This window comes from Lysinibacillus sp. ACHW1.5 (assembly GCF_022014815.1).
In the GTDB taxonomy this organism is placed as follows: domain Bacteria; phylum Bacillota; class Bacilli; order Bacillales_A; family Planococcaceae; genus Lysinibacillus; species Lysinibacillus capsici.
Genome location: NZ_CP091777.1, coordinates 3,502,544 through 3,523,675, shown reverse-complemented (window position 1 = coordinate 3,523,675; position 21,132 = coordinate 3,502,544). Strand labels below are relative to the sequence as shown.

Annotated in this window: 20 protein-coding genes, 20 tRNA genes and 1 rRNA gene; 33 read left to right on the top strand and 8 right to left on the bottom strand. The window is 39.6% G+C overall.

The window, feature by feature from the left end; all coding sequences use genetic code 11:
- Window positions 1–107: 107 nt before the first annotated feature.
- The 21 genes from rrf (at window position 108) to L6W14_RS17545 (ending at window position 2,089) form a co-directional block, all read left to right on the top strand.
- A 5S ribosomal RNA gene (rrf, locus tag L6W14_RS17645) occupies window positions 108–223 on the top strand.
- Between the two features lie 10 nt (window positions 224–233).
- A tRNA-Val gene (locus tag L6W14_RS17640) sits at window positions 234–309 on the top strand.
- Window positions 310–312: 3 nt separating this feature from the next.
- A tRNA-Thr gene (locus L6W14_RS17635) sits at window positions 313–388 on the top strand.
- A 7-nt stretch (window positions 389–395) separates the two neighbouring features.
- Window positions 396–471 (top strand) — tRNA-Lys (locus L6W14_RS17630).
- 17 nt (window positions 472–488) lie between these two features.
- Window positions 489–573 (top strand) — tRNA-Leu (locus L6W14_RS17625).
- A 36-nt stretch (window positions 574–609) separates the two neighbouring features.
- Window positions 610–684: transfer RNA gene (locus L6W14_RS17620), tRNA-Gly, on the top strand.
- Between the two features lie 5 nt (window positions 685–689).
- Window positions 690–778 (top strand) — tRNA-Leu (locus tag L6W14_RS17615).
- 8 nt (window positions 779–786) lie between these two features.
- A tRNA-Arg gene (locus L6W14_RS17610) sits at window positions 787–863 on the top strand.
- Between the two features lie 9 nt (window positions 864–872).
- Window positions 873–949 (top strand) — tRNA-Pro (locus tag L6W14_RS17605).
- A 15-nt stretch (window positions 950–964) separates the two neighbouring features.
- Window positions 965–1,040: transfer RNA gene (locus L6W14_RS17600), tRNA-Ala, on the top strand.
- Window positions 1,041–1,068: 28 nt separating this feature from the next.
- Window positions 1,069–1,142, top strand: a tRNA-Met gene (locus tag L6W14_RS17595).
- A 7-nt stretch (window positions 1,143–1,149) separates the two neighbouring features.
- A tRNA-Ile gene (locus L6W14_RS17590) sits at window positions 1,150–1,226 on the top strand.
- Between the two features lie 15 nt (window positions 1,227–1,241).
- Window positions 1,242–1,334: transfer RNA gene (locus tag L6W14_RS17585), tRNA-Ser, on the top strand.
- Window positions 1,335–1,387: 53 nt separating this feature from the next.
- Window positions 1,388–1,462: transfer RNA gene (locus tag L6W14_RS17580), tRNA-Met, on the top strand.
- 3 nt (window positions 1,463–1,465) lie between these two features.
- Window positions 1,466–1,541 (top strand) — tRNA-Asp (locus L6W14_RS17575).
- A gap of 58 nt (window positions 1,542–1,599) precedes the next feature.
- A tRNA-Phe gene (locus L6W14_RS17570) sits at window positions 1,600–1,675 on the top strand.
- Window positions 1,676–1,680: 5 nt separating this feature from the next.
- A tRNA-Gly gene (locus L6W14_RS17565) sits at window positions 1,681–1,754 on the top strand.
- A 1-nt stretch (window position 1,755) separates the two neighbouring features.
- Window positions 1,756–1,832, top strand: a tRNA-Ile gene (locus tag L6W14_RS17560).
- Between the two features lie 4 nt (window positions 1,833–1,836).
- Window positions 1,837–1,913, top strand: a tRNA-Asn gene (locus L6W14_RS17555).
- Between the two features lie 11 nt (window positions 1,914–1,924).
- Window positions 1,925–2,015 (top strand) — tRNA-Ser (locus L6W14_RS17550).
- Window positions 2,016–2,017: 2 nt separating this feature from the next.
- Window positions 2,018–2,089: transfer RNA gene (locus tag L6W14_RS17545), tRNA-Glu, on the top strand.
- A 139-nt stretch (window positions 2,090–2,228) separates the two neighbouring features.
- Here the strand turns inward: L6W14_RS17545 and L6W14_RS17540 are convergent.
- Genes L6W14_RS17540 through L6W14_RS17530 form a run of 3 tightly spaced genes read right to left on the bottom strand, consistent with a single transcriptional unit; the run spans window position 2,229 to window position 5,095 of the window.
- Complete coding sequence (locus L6W14_RS17540) at window positions 2,229–3,023, bottom strand: ABC transporter ATP-binding protein (RefSeq protein WP_131521247.1); 795 nt, start codon at window positions 3,021–3,023, stop codon at window positions 2,229–2,231.
- A 15-nt stretch (window positions 3,024–3,038) separates the two neighbouring features.
- Window positions 3,039–4,094, bottom strand: a complete 1,056-nt coding sequence (locus L6W14_RS17535; RefSeq protein ID WP_048391031.1) for a FecCD family ABC transporter permease — start codon at window positions 4,092–4,094, stop codon at window positions 3,039–3,041.
- Window positions 4,094–5,095 carry a FecCD family ABC transporter permease gene (locus L6W14_RS17530; RefSeq protein ID WP_131521248.1) on the bottom strand — a complete coding sequence of 334 codons (1,002 nt, stop codon included), beginning with the start codon at window positions 5,093–5,095 and terminating at the stop codon, window positions 4,094–4,096. Before L6W14_RS17530 ends, L6W14_RS17535 begins: the two co-directional genes overlap by 1 nt.
- A 159-nt stretch (window positions 5,096–5,254) precedes the next feature.
- On the opposite strand from L6W14_RS17530, the gene L6W14_RS17525 reads away from it, so the two are divergent.
- From L6W14_RS17525 to L6W14_RS17505, 5 genes are all read left to right on the top strand, one after another.
- Entirely contained in the window at window positions 5,255–6,235 is a 981-nt protein-coding gene (locus tag L6W14_RS17525) for an ABC transporter substrate-binding protein (protein ID WP_131521249.1), read from the top strand.
- Window positions 6,236–6,369: 134 nt separating this feature from the next.
- Window positions 6,370–7,584 (top strand): diaminopropionate ammonia-lyase, encoded by a 1,215-nt coding sequence (locus L6W14_RS17520; RefSeq protein WP_237898529.1) that lies wholly within the window; start codon window positions 6,370–6,372, stop codon window positions 7,582–7,584.
- 143 nt (window positions 7,585–7,727) lie between these two features.
- Window positions 7,728–8,489 (top strand): MerR family transcriptional regulator, encoded by a 762-nt coding sequence (locus tag L6W14_RS17515; protein WP_103118696.1) that lies wholly within the window; start codon window positions 7,728–7,730, stop codon window positions 8,487–8,489.
- A gap of 75 nt (window positions 8,490–8,564) precedes the next feature.
- A complete protein-coding gene (locus L6W14_RS17510) occupies window positions 8,565–9,014 on the top strand; it encodes a TraR/DksA C4-type zinc finger protein (RefSeq protein WP_131521250.1) in 450 nt (149 codons plus the stop codon).
- A 47-nt stretch (window positions 9,015–9,061) separates the two neighbouring features.
- Complete coding sequence (locus L6W14_RS17505) at window positions 9,062–9,988, top strand: dipeptidase (RefSeq protein ID WP_237898526.1); 927 nt, start codon at window positions 9,062–9,064, stop codon at window positions 9,986–9,988.
- Window positions 9,989–10,000: 12 nt separating this feature from the next.
- Here L6W14_RS17505 and L6W14_RS17500 read toward each other — a convergent pair whose 3' ends face one another.
- Window positions 10,001–10,921, bottom strand: a complete 921-nt coding sequence (locus tag L6W14_RS17500; RefSeq protein WP_016992515.1) for a 1,4-dihydroxy-2-naphthoate polyprenyltransferase — start codon at window positions 10,919–10,921, stop codon at window positions 10,001–10,003.
- Between the two features lie 247 nt (window positions 10,922–11,168).
- Between L6W14_RS17500 and L6W14_RS17495 the strand changes: the two genes are divergently transcribed.
- From L6W14_RS17495 to L6W14_RS17470, 6 genes are all read left to right on the top strand, one after another.
- Entirely contained in the window at window positions 11,169–12,554 is a 1,386-nt protein-coding gene (locus L6W14_RS17495) for an isochorismate synthase (RefSeq protein WP_237898524.1), read from the top strand.
- Entirely contained in the window at window positions 12,547–14,262 is a 1,716-nt protein-coding gene (gene menD / locus L6W14_RS17490) for a 2-succinyl-5-enolpyruvyl-6-hydroxy-3-cyclohexene-1-carboxylic-acid synthase (protein WP_131521253.1), read from the top strand. Before L6W14_RS17495 ends, menD begins: the two co-directional genes overlap by 8 nt.
- Window positions 14,259–15,068, top strand: coding sequence for a 2-succinyl-6-hydroxy-2,4-cyclohexadiene-1-carboxylate synthase (gene menH, locus L6W14_RS17485; RefSeq protein WP_131521254.1), 810 nt, complete (start codon window positions 14,259–14,261; stop codon window positions 15,066–15,068). The genes menD and menH overlap by 4 nt, the downstream gene beginning before the upstream one ends.
- 63 nt (window positions 15,069–15,131) lie before the next feature.
- Window positions 15,132–15,950, top strand: coding sequence for a 1,4-dihydroxy-2-naphthoyl-CoA synthase (gene menB / locus L6W14_RS17480; protein ID WP_004225917.1), 819 nt, complete (start codon window positions 15,132–15,134; stop codon window positions 15,948–15,950).
- A 239-nt stretch (window positions 15,951–16,189) separates the two neighbouring features.
- Window positions 16,190–17,614: an o-succinylbenzoate--CoA ligase gene (locus tag L6W14_RS17475; protein WP_131521421.1), complete on the top strand. Its 1,425-nt coding sequence runs from the start codon at window positions 16,190–16,192 to the stop codon at window positions 17,612–17,614.
- A 131-nt stretch (window positions 17,615–17,745) separates the two neighbouring features.
- The gene (locus tag L6W14_RS17470) at window positions 17,746–18,897 is read left to right on the top strand and encodes a transglutaminase domain-containing protein (RefSeq protein ID WP_131521255.1); all 1,152 of its coding nucleotides are present in this window, start codon (window positions 17,746–17,748) and stop codon (window positions 18,895–18,897) included.
- 21 nt (window positions 18,898–18,918) lie between these two features.
- Here the strand turns inward: L6W14_RS17470 and L6W14_RS17465 are convergent, their stop codons facing one another.
- From L6W14_RS17465 to ytzI, 4 genes are all read right to left on the bottom strand, one after another.
- The gene (locus tag L6W14_RS17465; RefSeq protein ID WP_237898521.1) at window positions 18,919–19,959 is read right to left on the bottom strand and encodes a metal ABC transporter solute-binding protein, Zn/Mn family; all 1,041 of its coding nucleotides are present in this window, start codon (window positions 19,957–19,959) and stop codon (window positions 18,919–18,921) included.
- Between the two features lie 109 nt (window positions 19,960–20,068).
- The gene (gene yidD, locus L6W14_RS17460) at window positions 20,069–20,302 is read right to left on the bottom strand and encodes a membrane protein insertion efficiency factor YidD (protein ID WP_016992521.1); all 234 of its coding nucleotides are present in this window, start codon (window positions 20,300–20,302) and stop codon (window positions 20,069–20,071) included.
- Window positions 20,299–20,460, bottom strand: coding sequence for a hypothetical protein (locus L6W14_RS17455; protein WP_237898519.1), 162 nt, complete (start codon window positions 20,458–20,460; stop codon window positions 20,299–20,301). Before L6W14_RS17455 ends, yidD begins: the two co-directional genes overlap by 4 nt.
- Before the next feature lie 29 nt (window positions 20,461–20,489).
- Entirely contained in the window at window positions 20,490–20,636 is a 147-nt protein-coding gene (gene ytzI, locus L6W14_RS17450) for a YtzI protein (protein ID WP_004225932.1), read from the bottom strand.
- A gap of 137 nt (window positions 20,637–20,773) precedes the next feature.
- On the opposite strand from ytzI, the gene L6W14_RS17445 reads away from it, so the two are divergent.
- Window positions 20,774–21,091 (top strand): hypothetical protein, encoded by a 318-nt coding sequence (locus L6W14_RS17445; RefSeq protein ID WP_009371464.1) that lies wholly within the window; start codon window positions 20,774–20,776, stop codon window positions 21,089–21,091.
- The last annotated feature ends 41 nt before the right edge of the window (window positions 21,092–21,132 follow it).

Sequence of the window (21,132 nt, the reverse complement as noted above, 5' to 3'; positions counted from 1 at the left end):
ATTTCTTTTTTTTATAAAAAAGTATTGCACAATGTTAGAAAACGTTATACAATAATTCTTGTCTTGAAGGACAGGTAAACAACTTCAAAACAAGATACATAACAAAGTCTAGTGATGATGGCAAAGAGGTCACACCCGTTCCCATACCGAACACGGAAGTTAAGCTCTTTAGCGCCGATGGTAGTTGGGGGCTTCCCCCTGTGAGAGTAGGACGTCGCTAGGCATAATACCCAGGAGGATTAGCTCAGCTGGGAGAGCATCTGCCTTACAAGCAGAGGGTCGGCGGTTCGAGCCCGTCATCCTCCACCATATGCCGGTTTAGCTCAGCAGGTAGAGCAACTGACTTGTAATCAGTAGGTCGTGGGTTCGATTCCTATAGCCGGCACCATTTTTTCGAGCCATTAGCTCAGTTGGTAGAGCATCTGACTTTTAATCAGAGGGTCGAAGGTTCGAGTCCTTCATGGCTCACCATTTTTAAATAATAATAAGCGGGTGTGGCGGAATTGGCAGACGCACTAGACTTAGGATCTAGCGCCGCAAGGCGTGGGGGTTCGACTCCCTTCACCCGCACCATTATTTTCATTGCCAGATAAAAAAGCTTATGCACATGCGGAAGTAGTTCAGTGGTAGAACACCACCTTGCCAAGGTGGGGGTCGCGAGTTCGAACCTCGTCTTCCGCTCCAAATGTGCCGGGGTGGCGGAACTGGCAGACGCACAGGACTTAAAATCCTGCGGTAGGTGACTACCGTACCGGTTCGATTCCGGTCCTCGGCACCATTTTAAATGCGCCCGTAGCTCAATTGGATAGAGCGTCTGACTACGGATCAGAAGGTTATGGGTTCGACTCCTGTCGGGCGCGCCATAAGAACAACGGGAAGTAGCTCAGCTTGGTAGAGCACTTGGTTTGGGACCAAGGGGTCGCAGGTTCGAATCCTGTCTTCCCGACCATTTCCAAAAAATTATGGGGCCTTAGCTCAGCTGGGAGAGCGCCTGCCTTGCACGCAGGAGGTCAGCGGTTCGATCCCGCTAGGCTCCACCATAAGTAAATTAACCAGTATAAAGATCCTGGCGGCGTAGCTCAGCTGGCTAGAGCGTACGGTTCATACCCGTAAGGTCGGGGGTTCGATCCCCTCTGCCGCCATCTTAAAGGACCTTTAGCTCAGTTGGTTAGAGCAGACGGCTCATAACCGTCCGGTCGCAGGTTCGAGTCCTGCAAGGTCCACCATTTATATATTGTAACGGAGGTATACCCAAGTCTGGCTGAAGGGATCGGTCTTGAAAACCGACAGGCGGGTAACACCGCGCGGGGGTTCGAATCCCTCTACCTCCTCCAGTTTTAAATTTTTATAAATGGTGCTTTAAAAACTCGAAACAACATAAAATTATCGCGGGGTGGAGCAGTGGTAGCTCGTCGGGCTCATAACCCGAAGGTCGTTGGTTCAAATCCGGCCCCCGCAACCAAAAGGTCCCGTGGTGTAGCGGTTAACATGCCTGCCTGTCACGCAGGAGATCGCCGGTTCGATCCCGGTCGGGACCGCCATTTTTAAAATAAAAGTCATGAGAAGCAAAAGAGTGAGAAAGCTTAGCATGGACGAAATGGGTCAGTAGCTCAGTTGGTAGAGCATTAGATTGAAGCTCTAAGTGTCGGCGGTTCGATTCCGTCCTGACCCACCATTTATGCGGGTGTAGTTTAATGGTAAAACCTCAGCCTTCCAAGCTGATGTCGTGGGTTCGATTCCCATCACCCGCTCCAAGGGCCTATAGCTCAGCTGGTTAGAGCGCACGCCTGATAAGCGTGAGGTCGATGGTTCGAGTCCATTTAGGCCCACCATTATTCCGAAGTAGCTCAGTTGGTAGTAGCACCTGACTGTTAATCAGGTTGTCGCAGGTTCGAGTCCTGCCTTCGGAGCCATTTTTTATTTTGGGGAAGTACTCAAGAGGCTGAAGAGGCGCCCCTGCTAAGGGTGTAGGTCGGGTAACCGGCGCGAGGGTTCAAATCCCTCCTTCTCCGCCATGGGCCCGTTGGTCAAGTGGTTAAGACACCGCCCTTTCACGGCGGTAACACGGGTTCGAATCCCGTACGGGTCATACTAAGTGCAGTAGATGAATTTACATCTACTGCACTTTTTAATTTACTTGATATTTAGATTTATAACTTAGCTATAATAAATGAAAGCCTACACAGAATGATTAAACTGTGTAGGCTTGTTTTTTTTTAAAATAGTGATTAAATTTTTCGTCCTTTTCCATATGGGATGCAAAGAGGTGTACCAAAGATTGGATCTGTCGTCATTTGGCAATCAAGGTCAAACACATGATTAACTAAATCAGTGGTCATAATTTCTTCTGGTTTCCCTTGACGATAGACACCACGGTCACGCACTGTAATAATATGATCGGCATAGCGACAAGCAAGATTAATATCATGTAGGACCATAATAATAGTTCGCTTTTGCTGTTGGTTCAATTCGTATAGTAAATCTAAAACGTCTATTTGATGAGTTAAATCTAAGTATGTCGTAGGCTCGTCTAAAAGAATGATATCTGTATCTTGAGCAAGCGTCATAGCTATCCAAGCACGTTGACGTTGTCCTCCTGATAGCTCATCTACTGGTCTATCTTGTAAATGCTCAGTGCCTGTAGCTTTTAAAGCGTTTAAAACGATTTCTTCATCCTTTTCAGTCCACTGTTGTCGCCAACTCTGGTAAGGATAGCGACCTTGTTTCACAAGTTGTAGGACAGTTAACCCTTCTGGTGCAACAGGAGATTGAGGAAGAATAGAGAGGTTTTTAGCCACTTGTTTTGTTGATAATTTAAAAATATCCTCACCGTCTAATAAAACGGAGCCTTTTTTAGGTTTTAATAATCGAGCAATGGAGCGTAAGAGTGTGGATTTTCCACAGCCATTCGCTCCGATTAATACAGTAATTTCATTCAAAGGAATAGATAAATTGAGATCTTCGATAATATTAAAATCACCATAACTTAATGTTAGGGATTTGGTTAATAAAGATTCAGTCATGTAGTATAGACTCCTTTATTTTTTAGGGTTTCTAAATAATAAATAGATAAAGTAAGGAGCACCGATAGCAGCAGTAAAGACGCCTGCGGGTACTTCTAATGGGCTAAATGCTGTACGACCTATAATATCTGCAACCATTACAAGCAATGCACCAATTGCAGCGGATGCTGGAATAAGTACACCGAACGATGAACCAACAATGCGTCGTGCAATATGAGGAGCCATTAATCCTACAAACCCAATAGCACCAGCAAATGCTATGGCACTCGCTACTAAACTGGAACATAATAGAATTAAGTAAAGGCGTGTTTTTTGAACAGGCTGCCCTAGGCTTGATGCTGTATCATCACCTAATTCTTGAACATTTAACTGCCGAGTAATAAAAAAGGTTATAAGTAGAAGTACAATAATCAATGGAACAACGATTTGTACTTGATCCCAATCCGAACTTTTGACACTACCCGTAATCCATTTATTCGCTTCACTTGCTTGATAAATTGGGCCGATAATCATTAACATTGTAGTAATTGCTTGCATGAATGCCGACACGCTAATACCGATTAAGACAAGACGATTTGGTGTGACACCATCTTTCCAAGCAAATAGGTAGACTATACATCCGACGATAGTAGCACCTATGAATCCTGCTAATGGCAACCACTCTATACTAACTGTTAAAGAGTGATTAGAATCACTGAAAATGGCTAAGAAACCAACAACCGCTGCCCCACCACCAGCAGATATGCCGATTATATCAGGTGAGGCAAGTGGATTTTTAATGATTCCTTGTAAAACTGCACCTGCGACGGCTAACGCCATTCCAGCAAACAAGGCCATGAAAATTCGAGGCATTCGAAAATCAATAATAATCAGTTGATCAAAATCTGAGCCGTAACCAAAAAAAGCTTGTAAAACTTTAAATGGATTGATGAATGAATCACCAAATGATGCACTAAGAAAGAACACGGCAAGAGTTAGTATGCAAATCACTGTTAATTTTTTTATAGCTTGTACATCTATTAAAAATGAAATTTTTTGTTGAAGTAAACGAATTGTTTTTACATGTTTCATTATTTTTTTCCACCTTTTCGCGCAAGGTAAATAAAGAATGGTGTGCCAATCATAGCAGTCATGACGCCTACTGGAACTTCTTGTGGCATGATAATATAACGAGCCGCAACATCAGCCAGCAATAAAAGTATCCCCCCAAGTAAAGCAGCCATAGGAATAAGCCATCGATGATCAGTGCCGACAAACTTGCGCGCAAAATGGGGAACGACAATCCCTATAAAACCAATGGGGCCAGCAATTGCAACTGCTCCCCCTGCTAAAAAAATAACAATAAGACCGACCAATATCTTCATAAGTCCTAAACGTAAACCAAGACCTCTTGCTACATCATCGCCAAGAGCGAGAATATTCATTTTGGGGGAAATGATGAGGGCAGCAATCCACCCAATTACTAGATATGGTAGAACAGATAGTAGAATTTCAAGTTTTCTACCTTGTACAGAACCTGCTAACCAAAACAAAACTTGATCAAGCTCTGCTTCATTTGTAGCGAGTAAACCTTGCGTAAATGATGCAAATAGGGCACTGATGGCAGCACCAGCTAAAGTTATTTTCACTGGAGTAACAGCATCTCTACCTGAGAAACTAATCCCATAAACGGATAAAGCAGCGATTGCTGCACCAAGAAATGCAATCCACGCAAAAGATTGCAAGCTTGAAATGTGGAAAAAAATCATGGCAAAGACAACAGCAAAGCCTGCTCCTGCATTAATGCCCAAAATTCCAGGAGAGGCTAATGGATTTTTCGTTAAGGTCTGCATAAGCACGCCTGTAATAGCTAATGAAGCACCAACGCAACTGGCTATAAGAGCTCTTGGAATTCGAACATTTTGAATAATAAGATGCTCATTTGAATGGTTAAATTGTCTAAAAGATTCATACGTAGTTTGAATAGAAGTATTTGCATAACCATACACAATACTGATCCCCATAGAAAGAAGTAATAGTATGACTCCTACTAGTAAAGCAATCATTTTAGAATAATTATTTTTTAATATCATATTTAACGTGTACTCTTTTCTTGGAAAATTAATAAATTAGTTATTGACATTGATAGTTACATACAATACGATTAATATCGTTCTTAGACAGATGAAAGTGATTTTCATTCTCGTCAAATATGCTTAAACATTTTATCATATACATTGGAGGAAGAAAAGGTGCAAAAAGCTTTTCCAAAACTATTAGTTTTACTAGCTGTGGTTGCTATTTTTGTTCTGGCAGCATGCGGTACTTCTAAAGATAATGCCAAAGAAGAAAGTACAAAAGAAAGCAATGCTTACAGTGTTGACCATGCAATGGGGACAACTGAAGTAAAAGACACACCAAAACGTATCGTTGTTTTAACTAATGAAGGAACAGAAGCATTATTAGCTCTAGGTATTAAACCAGTAGGTGCTGTTCAATCTTGGACAGGCGATCCATGGTATGATCACATCAAGGATCAAATGGAAGGTGTAGAGGTTGTCGGTATTGAACATGAAATAAATATCGAAAAAATTGCTTCTTTAAAGCCAGATTTAATCATTGGCAATAAATTACGACAAGAAAAAGATTATGCTAAACTTAGCAAAATTGCTCCAACTGTGTTTTCTGATACATTACGTGGTGACTGGAAAGAGAATTTTAAATTATACGCTAAAGCAGTAAATCAAGAAACAAAAGGTGAAGAAGTTCTAAAAGCTTACGAAGATAAGTTACAAGCTCTGAAAGAAGAACTTGGAGAACAAACCAACCAAGAAGTTTCATTTGTACGCTTTATGGCCGATAAATCTCGTATCTATTACACAGATTCATTCTCAGGTGTGATTTTTGATGCTTTAGGATTTAAACGTGTTGCAGCGCAAGCAGATTTATTTAAAGATAATGCTAAACTAGGAAACTTAGCGATTGAAGTAGGGAAAGAAGCGATCCCTCAAATGGATGGGGATGTTATTTTCTACTTCACGTACATGCCAACAGGCGATGATTCAGCACTAGCAACTGAACAAGAATGGACACAAGACCCGCTTTGGAAAAACTTAACAGCAGTCCAAAAAGGCAAAGCACATAAGGTGGATGATGTCATTTGGAATACGGCTGGAGGCATTTTAGCTGCGAATATTATGCTAGATCAAGTGCAAGAAATCTTTGTTAAATAATTTTCTTATAAACTATACATGTATCGATGTTCGATACATGTATAGTTTTTTATTTCCTAATATATACTCTCCTGGTACTTTAAAGTTAGATAGACTATGATGTAGAGAGTGATCATAAATTGAGGGGGATGGCGATGAAGGAAAAATTAAGGTGGGTTTATAATCAGCATTATTTAGAGCAAGATCATATAAAACAAGCAACAGCAATACTTCCATATTTTTCACTAGATCAAGTGAGGAAGGTTGGTCAATTTCAGCGTACATATAAGCAATTTGAGAAGACACCACTCCATCATCTTGAGGCACTATCTTCATATATAGATGTAGAAAAAATTATGATTAAAGATGAATCTTATCGATTTGGTTTAAATGCCTTTAAAGTTTTAGGCGGTATTTATGCAATTGCGCAATATGTTGCCAATAAGCTTGGAAGGAATATAGAGGAGCTATCGTTTGAACAGTTAAAAACTCCAGAAGTAAGAGCGCAAGTAGGCAATCTAACATTTATTTCAACGACAGATGGAAATCATGGTCGTGGTGTGGCATGGGCTGCAAGAGAACTGGGTTTTCAAGCAAGAATATATATGCCAGCTGGTAGCGCCGCTGAGCGGTTACTGCATATTAAAAGTGAAGGGGCTTTTGCTGAAATTACGACAATGAATTATGACGATACTGTTCGTTATACCTCACAGCTTGCACAAGAAAATGGCTGGGTCTTGATTCAGGATACGATGTGGGAAGGCTATGAAGAAATTCCATTATGGATTATGCAGGGGTATACAACCCTTGTACAGGAGATTGATGAACAGATTCAGCAAGCCCCAACACATGTATTTTTGCAAGCTGGTGTGGGGTCCTTTGCCGGAGCAGTAGTAGCATTTTTACAGCAATACTATGAGCAGGATATTACATTTGTCTTGGTTGAGCCACATGTCGCTAATTGCTATTATGAAAGCTTTAAGAAAAATACAGATCAATTTGTCACTGTTGGTGGGGAGATGCAAACTATAATGGCAGGTCTTGCTTGTGGTGAACCGAATCCACAGGCTTGGCAAATCTTAAAAGCCTTCATAAAAATAAGTATCTCGTGTGAGGAAGAAATAGCAGCAACAGGTATGCGCGTTCTAGGAAATCCTTTAGCTACAGACACTCGCATTATAGCTGGTGAATCAGGAGCAGCGCCATTTGGTTGCTTTTATGAAATAATGACGAATGAACAATATAAGGAATTAAAACATGCCTTGCACCTAAATGAACAGGCGAAGGTGCTGTTTATTAATACAGAGGGTGATACAGATAAAGAGAGTTATCGAGAAATAGTATGGCATGGGAAATATGCGAATCAATAGCAAACTAGTGATTTACTAGTTTGCTATTTTTACTTTTGTAAAAGGATTTGAAAGTATAATTAAGTTTAATTAAATTTTTTTACTTTAACTCTTGACCTTAACGTTGCGTCAAAGCTTACAGTAGCATTAGTGGAGGTGATGAGATGGAATATACCATTCAGGAGCTTGCTCAACTATCGGGTGTTAGTACAAGAACATTGCGTTATTATGATGAAATTGGATTGCTGAAACCAGCAAGGACCAATGAGGCAGGTTATCGATTTTATGGCCAATGGGAGGTCGATATGTTGCAGCAGATTTTATTTTACCGTGCATTAGATATGAAATTAGCGACAATTCAGGCTATTATTCAAGCACCAAATTTTCAGCATGCTGAGGCGCTCAAAACACATAGAGCTGCTTTGCTTCAACGCAAAGAGCAGCTGGAAACGATCTTACAGACAGTAGAAAAAACAATACAATCCATTGAGGAGGAACAACCAATGTCAAATGAAGAAAAATTTAAAGGCTTTAAAGAAAAGTTAATTGAGAATAACGAAAAGCAGTACGGCAAAGAAATCCGTGAGAAATATGGGAATGAAACAGTAGATGCATCCAATGCTAAGCTTATGAACATGACGGAGCAACAATATCAAGCGATGCAACAGCTAGAACAGCAAATGTTTGAACGTTTAGCAGAGGCAATGAAACTTGGAGATACTACAAGTGACATTGCGATGGAAGTGGCAGAGTTGCATAAACGCTGGCTCAACTTTACGTGGAAAGAGTATTCCAAAGAGGCACATGCAGGGCTGGCACAAATGTATATTGCTGATGAACGCTTTACAGCTTATTATGATGAACGTGGTGAAACAGGAGCAGCAAAATTTTTGCATGACGCCATTATAGCTTATACAAGTAAGTAAATAGGTCTTCCTTATGCTGACATGTTTTAGAAATCGTAAAATAGGAAAAAATGAAAGCATGAGGAGGAGATTATTGTGGATCAACAAGTAATGCAACAATTAAAAAGACAACTAGAGCAAGAATTACAAGAAATAGAACAACGAATAGAAGAATCAGAGCGACCTCAAGCGACAGAATTATCGAATTATGATAATCATCCAGCTGATAATGCAAGTGATTTAACGGATCAGCTTACAGAAATGGCTATTGATGAGCATCGTGGTGATAATGCTGAAGAAATAAAAGAAGCTCTTCAAGCAATGGCAGACGGTACATATGGCAATTGTACCGTCTGTGGTAAAGAAATTCCAATTGGTCGCTTAGAGGCAATGCCGCAAGCTCTGACATGTGTGGAACATGCAGAAAAGAAAGAAGACAATTTACGACCAGTGGAAGAAGATGTTCTTTCTTCGACACCAAAATCAGATGATTTTATTGAGCTGGAGGAATTCGGCTCTTCTGATACACCACAGGATAAAATTTAGTAAGTTTTTCCTCGCAGAAGCAGTATAATAACTGTAGAGGTGAGGATATGAAGATTATTGATTTACATTGTGATGCGCTTTTAAAATTAACTACTCTTGAAACGGCTAATTTTGCTGAGGATGTACGAATACATGCTAATCAAAAAAGATTGCAATTAGGGCAAGTAGAGGCGCAAGTGTTCGCTATCTTTATTGACCCAACAATCCCACAAAGTCTACAATTTCTTGAGGTCATGCGCCAAATCGAAGCATTCCATACTCACGTATTACAAACAGAGGGCATGGTGCATATTACAGATTGGGCACAGTTAGATCAATTAGCTCCCCACGAAATAGGAGCCATTTTAAGCTTAGAGGGCTGTAGTGCCATTGGCGAAGATTTAACAAAACTAACAGCTGTCCTGGATGCAGGGGTGAAATTAGTAGGTTTAACGTGGAATGAAGAAAATGCTGTGGCCCATGGTGCTGAACAGGATGCAACTCTTGGTTTAAAGCCATTTGGTAAAGAAGTTATACAATTATTAAATGAACGCGATATTATTATTGATGTGTCCCATCTAAATGAGCAAAGCTTTTGGGATGTCTTGCCGCTTGCAAAGCATATTATTGCAAGCCATAGTAATGCACGTGCACTATGTGATCACCCGCGTAATTTAACTGATGCCCAGGCAAAGGCACTTGTTGAGGTGGGAGGACATATCCATGTAGTTTATTTCCCACTCTTTATTGGCGAGGGTGCAACACTAGACCATTTAGTGGGGCATGTGGAGCATTTAGCAAAACTGGTAGGTGTGGAGCATATTGGATTAGGCTCTGATTTTGATGGGATTGATAGGACTGTCAGTGGCTTAGCCCATGCAGGAGAGGCGCAAAATTTACTAGAGGCATTACGTACAAGCTTTTCAGATGAAGAAGTGTATGGTATTGCAAGCCAAAATTTCCGATGCTATGTAAAAAAAGCAGCAACCCGTTAAGGCTGCCGCATCTTAATAAAAGAAATAATGAATTAATAAACCGATTCCTAATAGGAAGCCGAAGAATGTATTTGTTTGCGCTGTATATTTCATCGCAGGCATTACCTCTTTGGCTTCTTTTTTGTCTCGGAAAATTTGAATGGCACGTAATGGTTTTGGAATACTTAGGAAGATGATTAATGCCCAAAACGTAATACCATCAACTGCTACAAGAGCAATCACCCATAAATAAGAGACGATAAAAAAGCCTGATAACACGGAAATGGCATTATCACGTCCTACCAAAATAGCTAAGGTTTTTCGTCCGCCCTCTGTATCACCAACAATATCACGTATATTGTTCGATAGCATAATGGCACCGACTAAAATCATGCTTGGTACAGAGAGCAAGACAGCATCTAATGTTACTGTAAGCGCTTGAATATAGAAGGCAATTAATACAATGCCCATCCCCATTACTGCGCCAGAAACAATTTCACCAAATGGCGAATAGGCGATTGGGTATGGTCCACCTGTATATAAAAAGCCAATAAGCATACAAACAAGTCCGACAACAGCTAACCACCAAGATGTTGAGGCACATATGTAAATGCCAAGAAGCATGGCAATAGCATAAAAGCTTAATGCAATCATCATAATTGTTTTTGGCTGTACACCATGACGGACAATCGTTCCGCCAATCCCGACGGAATGCTCGTTATCTAATCCTAATTTGTAATCATAATATTCATTGAACATATTCGTTGCTGCTTGTATAAGCATACTTGCAATGAGCATAGCAAAAAATAGTCCAAAATCAATTGTTTCTTTTTCAATTGCTAAGGCAATTGCTGTTCCTAGGAATACAGGAACAAATGAAGCGGTTAAAGTATGTGGACGTGTTAAATGCCACCACACTTTAAAACCCCTATCAGCTTCAATGACTTTGGTCATAAGGTCTTTCTCTCCTTCAAATGTTGTCGACTCTTCTTATTTTAAACGAAGATTGAGAAAATGGGTAGGTTCACAGCTTATTACATACTGTTTAATGAAAAAAAGTGATACAATAGAACATGCATTTATGAACTGAAAATAAAAAAGAACAATTAGCAACAGTACGAATAACGTGTTGCCAACTAAAATATGATGTGTTATTTAACCATCATTCATTATGTACATTGCAACAACGGAGGTAATTTTCATGCAACAGAAGTGGTACCAAGCCACAGAAGTAGAAGTGGACTCTTTGGGCCAAAGCCTTCATTTTTATATGGAAACAATTGAAGTAAGTCGCCTATCTGCACTGGCGTTCTATGCAGCTGGCGAGGAATGTTATAAAGGTGAACGATTTTATTGGCAAAATAGAGAAAAAACAATGACATTAGTTGGGCTAGGACATGCTCATACTATTCAAAACAACGCTAAAGAAAACCGCTTTGATGCAGTTGAAGCGGAATGGAAAAACATAACGAAAAACTGTCCAAAAGGTCAACAAGCGTTACAACCAATTTTGTTTGGCGGTTTTACATTTGATCCTCAAAATAATGTAGATGGGGAATGGACGGATTTCCCAGAGGCTTATTTTGCATTAGCAACGTTTCAACTGGTGATACGCGATGATAAAGCATACGTAAGTATTCACCTTTTGACACAAGACCAACAGGCTGAGGATCAGTTCGAAGCGCTAAGAAAAGAGCGCGATCATTTAATCCATGCAGCTCAGGTTAAAGAAGTGAAAACGTATACAAAACCTGAAATCACAAGTTATTTTGAACCATATAAAGAGCCTTATTTAGCCTCAATCGATCAAGTGACAGCATTAATTAAACAGAAAAAGGCAGATAAAGTGGTCATTGCACGATCACTTGCTTTGCAATTTAAAGAGTATGTATCCGCACCACAAGTACTTTCTCAAATTATTCATGAACAACCAGAAAGCTATTTATTTGGTTTAGAGCATAGACATTTATTATTTTTCGGAGCATCACCTGAACGACTTGTGAAGGTAGAAGATGGTCGAGCCTTTTCTTCTTGTGTTGCTGGCTCAATTAAACGAGGTAAGACTGCAGAGGAAGATGAGGCTTTTGGACAAAGTTTATTAAATGACCCTAAAAATGGCGGAGAACATCAGTATGTTGTGGATATGATTGCGGAAACATTCCGTAAAAATTGTGTGGACATGACGGTGCCAGATAGACCACGCTTGTTAAAAATACGAGATATTCAACATCTGTATACGCCTGTTGAAGGTCAGTTAAATCAGGATGCAACAATCTTACAATTGACTAAATCATTACATCCAACACCCGCTTTAGGTGGTGTACCACGCAAAGAAGCATTGGCAGCCATCCGTAAATATGAGCCGATGAATCGGGGACTGTATGCAGCGCCAATAGGCTGGTTAGATGCAGAGGGTAACGGTGAATTTGCAGTTGCCATACGTTCAGCAGCCTTACTAAATGATAAAGCTTATTTATATGCAGGCGGTGGAATCGTCGCAGATTCAGAACCGCAATCTGAATATGAAGAAACATTAGTAAAATTCCGTCCAATGCTTCGTGCGCTAGGGGGACAATTACATGAGTGAACGAAAAATACTAACAGATTATGTTTATAAAATGGTCGCATCGCTAGTGCAAGCTGGTGTAGAGAATGTTGTCGTTAGTCCAGGCTCACGTTCAACACCGCTTGCTTATGCGGTTGCTTCTACTAAACAAGTAAAAATGTATCGGCAGGTAGACGAGCGCTCAGCAGCATTCTTTGCGCTAGGGCTTGCTAAGGCAACTACTAAGCCTGTGGTTCTTTTATGTACATCTGGTACAGCAGCAGCTAACTATTTTCCTGCGATTGTGGAGGCAAGCTATGCACGTGTACCATTAATCATTATAACAGCTGATCGCCCACATGAATTGCGTGAGGTAGGCGCTCCACAGGCTATCAACCAACCCAATTTATATGGTTCACATGTGAAGTGGAGTGTTGATTTTCCGTTAGCAGATGGTGCTGAACCAACATTGCCCTTTATTGAGCGTCATCTTGCTCGTGCGGTAGCCATTGCCACGAGCGCACCTTTTGGACCAGTCCATATTAATGTACCTTTCCGTGAACCACTATTAATTGATTTACAGCAGGAGCTACCAGCAGTGACATTTAAGCACAGCAGTATGGGACAATTAACCCCAACACGCGTGGATCAACAGGAACTAACCTCTATTATACAATCAACTAAAAGAGGCTTTATGATCATTGGTGAGTTAGCTCTTGGTACAGAATTATCCATTGTTTGGGAATTTGTACGTCAGCTGAAGTGGCCTGTCATTGTTGAAAGTTTATCGAATATGCGTACATCCGTACCAGAGGATTGTTTACCATATATCGTGTCAACCTATGATGCCATTATGAAGAGTGATGACTTCAAAGCACTGGTGCAACCAGATACAGTAATCCGAATAGGGGCACAACCAGTTTCGAAGTTTATGATGCAATTTATTACAAAGTCACGTCCAAATGCGTATGTGATTATCGATGAAGACCCTATGTTTAGAGATGCTACAGGCGTTTCTACGCATTTTATTCATGCGAATGTCGATCAATGGCTAACAGAATTGGCTATCACTGAAACGGCTATCGAGGAAACCTACTTAGCCGAATGGCAAAAAGCAAATCAGCTTGCTTCTATGTTTATTGAACAATACGCAGAGGTAGAAAAAGATGAAGGGGCTATAGTCAGTCGTTTACTCAAAATGATTCCTGACGGTAGTGATATTTTCGTTAGCAGTAGTATGCCAGTGCGAGATATTGATACATTTTTATTGGCTACACCGAAAGATTTACGTGTTTTTGCCAATCGAGGAACAAACGGGATTGATGGTGTCGTATCAACAGCAATCGGTTTCAGTCAGGGAAATAATCGAGAAAGTTATTTACTGATTGGTGATTTAGCCTTTTTACATGATGTGAATGGACTCATTGCTTCCAGATATCAGGAATGTAACTTAACGATTATTGTGATGAATAATGATGGTGGTGGTATTTTTTCTTATTTACCACAGTCAACTGTTGAAGATCACTATGAGGATTTATTTGGCACACCAACAGCTCTTGAATTCCGTGACATTGCACATATGTATGATATGGACTATGTACGTGTGGAAACAATTTCTGAGCTTTCTGAGAAATTTTCAACATGTAAAAACCATTCTTTACGATTAGTTGAAATATTTACAGATAGAACCGAGAATGTAAATGCACATCGAGGTCTATGGAATCGAATTAATGCGGAGTTAAAAGCATGACAAAGTGGATGATTCGTGGTCTTGAAACCCATGTCGATATATGGAATGAAAACGGTGAATATACAGTCGTTGCCTTACATGGATTTACTGGTAGCTCAGCAACATGGCATAATCTAGCACAAGCTCTACCTCATGTGCGTGTTATTGCCGTTGATTTAATCGGACATGGTCAAACAGCTATTCCACAGCACGTACAGCGTTTTTCTATGGAGGAGCAATTACAGGATTTAGAAGAACTATTTTGTCAGCTTCATTTAGAGAAATTTACGCTGTTGGGCTATTCAATGGGTGGAAGAATCGCTTTATCCTATGCCATTTCGTATCCAACTCGTATCCATCAGCTCATTTTAGAAAGTGCATCTCCTGGCTTGCGAACAATGGAAGAGCAAAATGAACGTTGTAAGCGAGATGAAGCACTAGCGCAAAAAATAATGACGAATGGTGTACTGTCCTTTGTCAATGCTTGGGAAAGTATACCGCTTTTTGCTTCACAGCAACGTCTACCTAAAACTGTAAGAGAAACTATTCGAGAAGAGCGACTATCACAGAAAGAAGAGGGACTTGCTGGTAGCTTGAGAGGTATCGGGACAGGCGTTCAACCTTCAAATTGGGATAGATTGTCGCAACTAGAAATACCTGTCCTGTTAATTACAGGTTCATTGGATGAGAAATTTTGTAAAATTGCACTAGAAATGAAAGCGCTATTAAATACTGTTAAGCATTTAACAGTAAATGACGCTGGACATGCAATTCATGTGGAAAATCCCGCTGAGTTTGCTACAATAGTAGAGGAGTATTTAACGTAATAAACGATTACGTTAGCGCCTCGCTAGAAACGAGACGAATTTAATGATATAGGAGGCAATTCAATGACACGTCAATGGACAACATTACATACTTATGAAGACATTAAGTATGAGTTCTATAACGGTATCGCAAAAATTACGATTAACCGTCCAGAAGTGCGTAATGCATTCCGCCCAAAAACGGTAATGGAAATGATTGACGCATTCTCACGTGCACGCGATGATAAAAATATCGGTGTTATTATTCTAACTGGTGAAGGTGAACATGCTTTCTGCTCAGGCGGAGACCAAAAAGTTCGCGGTCACGGTGGCTACGTAGGAGAAGATGAAATTCCACGTCTAAACGTTCTTGATTTACAACGTTTAATCCGTGTAATTCCAAAACCTGTAGTAGCAATGGTAGCTGGCTACGCAATTGGTGGAGGTCACGTTTTACATGTTGTCTGTGACTTAACAATTGCAGCTGACAATGCTCGCTTTGGACAAACTGGACCAAAAGTGGGTTCATTCGATGCTGGTTATGGCTCAGGCTATCTTGCTCGTATTATTGGTCATAAAAAGGCACGTGAAATTTGGTACCTATGCCGTCAATACGATGCACAACAAGCACTTGATATGGGCTTAGTCAATACAGTTGTGCCTTATGCGCAATTGGAAGATGAGACAGTTCAATGGTGTGAAGAAATGCTTCAAATGTCACCAACTGCACTACGCTTCTTAAAAGCAGCGATGAATGCAGATACAGATGGTTTAGCAGGTCTTCAACAAATGGCAGGAGACGCTACACTTCTTTACTACACAACTGATGAAGCAAAAGAAGGCCGCGATGCATTCAAAGAAAAACGTCAACCAGATTTCGGTCAATTCCCAAGATTCCCTTGATTAGTATAGGGTTTAAAGCTCGTATCTTTTGGAGATACGAGCTTTTTATATGTCTTGAACAAGATTGAAGATAAAAATAGGGGATAGAAGCGGCTAAGCGGTGGATAAAACTCTCAAAGTAGCGGATAGAACTCAAGAGGTGAAGGCTAGAGATATTCACTAAAAAGCTAGATACTACATGGATAATAGACAAACTAGATGGGAAAGCGTTAAGATGTAGGGTGATTGGAGTGACAAAGATGTATCCTAACTGGATTTTACAAAGAGCTTATTTAACACCATTGCGCAAGGCACTTACCTTTAAAAAGCAAAGCTGGACTTTTCAAGAATTGAATGATGAATCGATAAAACGTGCTCGACAATTAGTAACACTTGGTATTCAACAGGGTGATCGAATTGCTATTATGGGGCCAAGTAAGCCTGAACTTGTAATCATGATGTATGCCTGCATGCATCTGCAATGTGAAATGGTGATGCTTAATCGTAGACTATCACAGGATGAGCTGGCTTATCAGCTAGAGGATTCAGAGGCTGTAGCGGTATTAGTTGCCGATGAGGATGTAGAAAAGCTACCATCTGAAACAACCTATCATTTATTTTCAGCAATTGAAAAGAGTGCAGAGGGTGCAGTAGATATTGTCAAGGAATGGCCTCTTCATCAAACAACAACTATTATGTATACGTCTGGTACAACCGGCTTCCCAAAAGGGGTTCGCCAAACAGTTGGCAATCATCAGGCTAGTGCCACTGCCTCCGTTTTAAATATTGGGCTACAGGCTCAGGACGTTTGGCTATGCGCGGTCCCTTTATTCCATATTAGTGGGTTCTCCATTTTAGTGCGTTCACTGCTATATGGAAATCAAATCTTTTTATATGAGCAATTTGATGTGGAAGCTATCGCACAAAATATTATGGATGGGGATGTCACCCATATGTCTGTTGTAGCGGTGACCTTGGAACGAATTCTACATACGCTAGAGCAACGCAATGTGAAAGCGTCATCTTATTTTAAGTTAATGTTAGCTGGAGGTGGACCTGTTCCCGTTGATTATTTAGCGAGAGCACATGCGTTAAATTTAGCTGTCGCACAAACGTATGGGATGACAGAAACCTCCTCACAAACAGCCACATTGGCAAGTGAAGATGCTATGCGGAAAATTGGTTCTGCAGGAAAGCCTTTATTTTTTAATCAAATAATGATTGCTGAGCCAAATGCTAAAGGTGAAGGGGAAATTTGCATTCGAGGTCCTCATGTCACACCAGGCTATATTGGACGTTTTGCACAAAAAAATGCAACAAAGGCTGGCTGGCTTCATACAGGTGATATTGGTTATGTGGATGAAGAGGGGTATTTATTCGTCATTGATCGAAGGGCAGATTTAATTATTTCAGGAGGAGAAAATATTTATCCTGCAGAAATAGAAAACGTACTACTCACACACCCAGCTGTCAAAGAGGCGGGTGTATGTGGTATACCTGATGAACAATGGGGGCAGGTACCTATTGCATTTATCGTATTAAATGAGCAGGTATCTGTTGAGCAACTAAAAGTCTTTTGTTTACAGAAACTTGCTAAATATAAAGTGCCTAAAGAAATGATTATTACAGACAGTCTTCCGCGCAATGGTGCGGACAAATTGTTGAGACGGAAATTATTACAATAAAAACTTTGTGAAAGAAGTCTTCTTAAAAGGAAGGCTTCTTTTTTATTTGAACTTTTAGCATGAAATTAATCATTTATTAACATAATAAAAAAAGAGAGGCATAAACTATTTAGTAAAGGAGAATGACTCATATGAGGAAATATATATATAATGTTGTCATTATATTATTTGTTCTACAAATGAGTCATGTGCAAGTATTTGCAAACTATGAAAAAGAAGATGTAGCAACAGCTCATTCAATTGAAACACTACAATCTCTCATTAATAAAGAAGTTATGCATCTATCATCCGAATTCTCGATTCGTTATACTGGTGACTTAGCCGAGATAAAAGATGAACTAACAGAAATTACTAAAAATGCAATTGAAAACTCTTATATTTATACTAATATTTCAAGTTTCCAATGGAAGTACGAGGGTTATAGCAATAATATTGTCATTGCCTTTGCATTTACGTACCATCTATCACAAACAGAGGCGTTATTTGTCGAGCAAACTTTGGAAAATATTATTGCACCTATGCATGGATTAAGTGACATAGAAAAACTACAGGCTGCACATGATTTTATTGTATTGTCCGCGGAATACTCTAAGGAAACAGAAGGAAGTCAATATTCTCCATATACATTATTAACGGAGAATAAGGGCGTCTGTCAGGCATATGCTTTAGTGCTATATCGAATGTTAGAAATGCTGGGTTTTGAGGTACAATATGTACCAGGAAAAGTAGGAGAACAGCTACATGCCTGGGTATTAGTGAAACTTGATCATGCTTGGTATCATATTGATGTGACATGGGATGACCCTTTGCCTGATCGTAAAGGAGAAGTTCGCTATCAATATTTTTTAGTGTCGGATCGCCAATTAGCACAAGATCATACATGGGATTATGCAAGTTTCCCCGCTGCAACAAGCGAAAAATATATAGATTTACAGGAAGAAACAAAAAGACAAAGTTTAGCAACACCTATACAACATCAATTGAATCAAATTATGGGGTTATCAATCATCGGAGAAAATCGGTTAGCCGTACAACAATTAGTGGAACAGCCGATGAAGCTTGTTACTCAAAAAACAAATAAACAAGACCATTTAGTTCAGTTTAACTTTACTGAGTGGCCACCGATGCTAGTAGAAAGTAGTATAATGGCTTTTGTTGTCCTTCAGCCAAAAGCTAAGCATGTGACTAAGCAAAAAACAATGAAGTGGCTAGGGTCTTTTTATCGAACGGAAAAACGGATGCCACAAGAAAAATACGTCATAATAAAGGAGGTGTCCCAATAGAGGGGCACCTCCTTACTCATATTATTGAACGCTTAAAGCTTTTTCTAATGTTTGAATATTTTTTTGCATCAATGTGAAATAGGTTTCCTTATTTTTTTCATCATCAGCTGTTAATACGCTTAAATTATGCAAGACAAGAGATTCTGCACCAACTTCTTTTTGAATAATCTCTGCTAATTTGGAAGAGACATTTTGTTCAAATAAAATATAGTGAATGTGCAATTCATTTGCTTTGTCTACAATCTTTGTTAATTCCTTTTGAGATGGCTCATTTTGTGAATTCAAGCCAGCAATCGGCACTTGAGTTAAGCCGTATTGACCAGCAATATAGCCAAATGCAGCATGGGATACAAAGAATGTTTTATTTTGTGCTTTGTCAGTCATTGCTTTGAAATCTTGATCTAAATCCTGTAATTCTTTTACTAATGCATCATAATTTGTGTTAAAAGTTGCCTCCTGAGCTGGCATTTTTTCAACTAGTGTGTTTTTGATAGCCAGTGCTAAGTCTTGACTAATTGTAGGAGATAACCAAACATGCGGATCGATATCGCCATGTTCATGCTCATCATGTCCATGTTCTTCAGCTTCATGTTCATGCTCTTCCTCGGTTGTACCGTGCTCATGCTCATCATGTGCGTCTGCTTCATGTTCTTCATCTTCTGCATGAACATGTCCTGTGCTTACAGCTAATTTTTCATCTGAAACGTCATCAGCAGTTGCCACCATTGTGACATCTTCGTTTGCTAAAGTTTTTTTAGCGTTTTCTACAAAGCCTTCAAGTCCTAAGCCAATATAGAAAAAGATATCAGCATCTGCTAATTTCATCATATCTTTTTGAGTTGGCTCGAAGGTATGTTCATTCGCACCAGCTGGGTAAATAGAAGCTACTTCAACATAATCGCCACCAATGCGCTGCGCAAAATAGCTTAACGGATAAACCGTTGTATAAACACTTAATTTATCTTTTTCCTCAGTCTTTTGGGATGTGGACGATTTGTCTCCACAAGCGGCAGTAAATAAAGCAAGAACTGCGACTAACAATAATACAGATAGTTTTTTCATATAAGTAAGATACCTCTCTTAAATAGTAATCATTACGATTTGTTTTTTAGAACAGTTATTATGATAACGCACAACTTAAAAAAGTACAAGAAAAAAATGCCCTCCGAAATTAATTCTTTTTCGAAGGCCATTTTTCAGGCACAGGATCAAAGCCACCAGGATGAAATGGATGACATTTGGATATACGTGTAATAGTTAAGAGAAAGCCTTTGAATGCACCGTGCTTTTGAAAAGCTTCGAGCCCATAAGAAGAACAGGTAGGATGAAAACGACAAGTAGGTGGCGTCATAGGTGAAATAAACTTTCTATAAAACTGGATGAGCCAAATAAAGGGGTATTTCATCGTTGCTCTTCCTTTTGCTGAGACGTATTTTGTTCAGGCTTTGGATCAATTGTTTGTGTAAAAATATTATTTTTTTTCTTCATAATAATAATGACAGAAACACCAAACATTAGCATCATCATCGCAATCATAATGATAATTGGTAAAGGTACACCCATTTCTTTCACTCCAAATTCAGTAATGGTATTTAATTTTCCTCTTGATGATAGTTTTGTTTCGGTTTTTCATCAACAGTATGTTTAAAGGCATAGGCACGGTTGACACTGATAATTGTCGCAATGGTGATTAAAATAACGATGATAACTGCGACTATTAAGAGCGTAGTTAAACTCATAGTATTCACTCCGTTCTTTATTCATCATACCTATTATAAATTATCTGGTCCTATTAATTGTGAAGGAAGTTTGACATAAATGCGAATAAAACAACACCTATCACTCCATACTATGGAAAAAGGAGTGAATCGTAAAGATGGATCGTCAGCGCGTATATTTTTCACTTGCCAATAGAACGTATTATACCAACCCATATGCAGGACCATGGAATTTCGAACTCAATGTAGATCGACAGGCATTAGATGTATTTGAGAGAATCTTTCAGCAAATGCAACTGTTAGAAATTTCGAATGCATGGCGTGCACAGTTACCGTATATACAGTATCACCAAGATAGAGAAAATGATGAAATAGATAAAAGATTAATGAAAATCTATGCACTTGTTCATGAATATGGAGATGATGATACGAAGGCATTCGTTGAGCAGCTTCCTTATTTCAACAAACGTGTCTAGCGAATAGGGGAAAAGGTCACTGAATAAAAAGTGACCTTTTC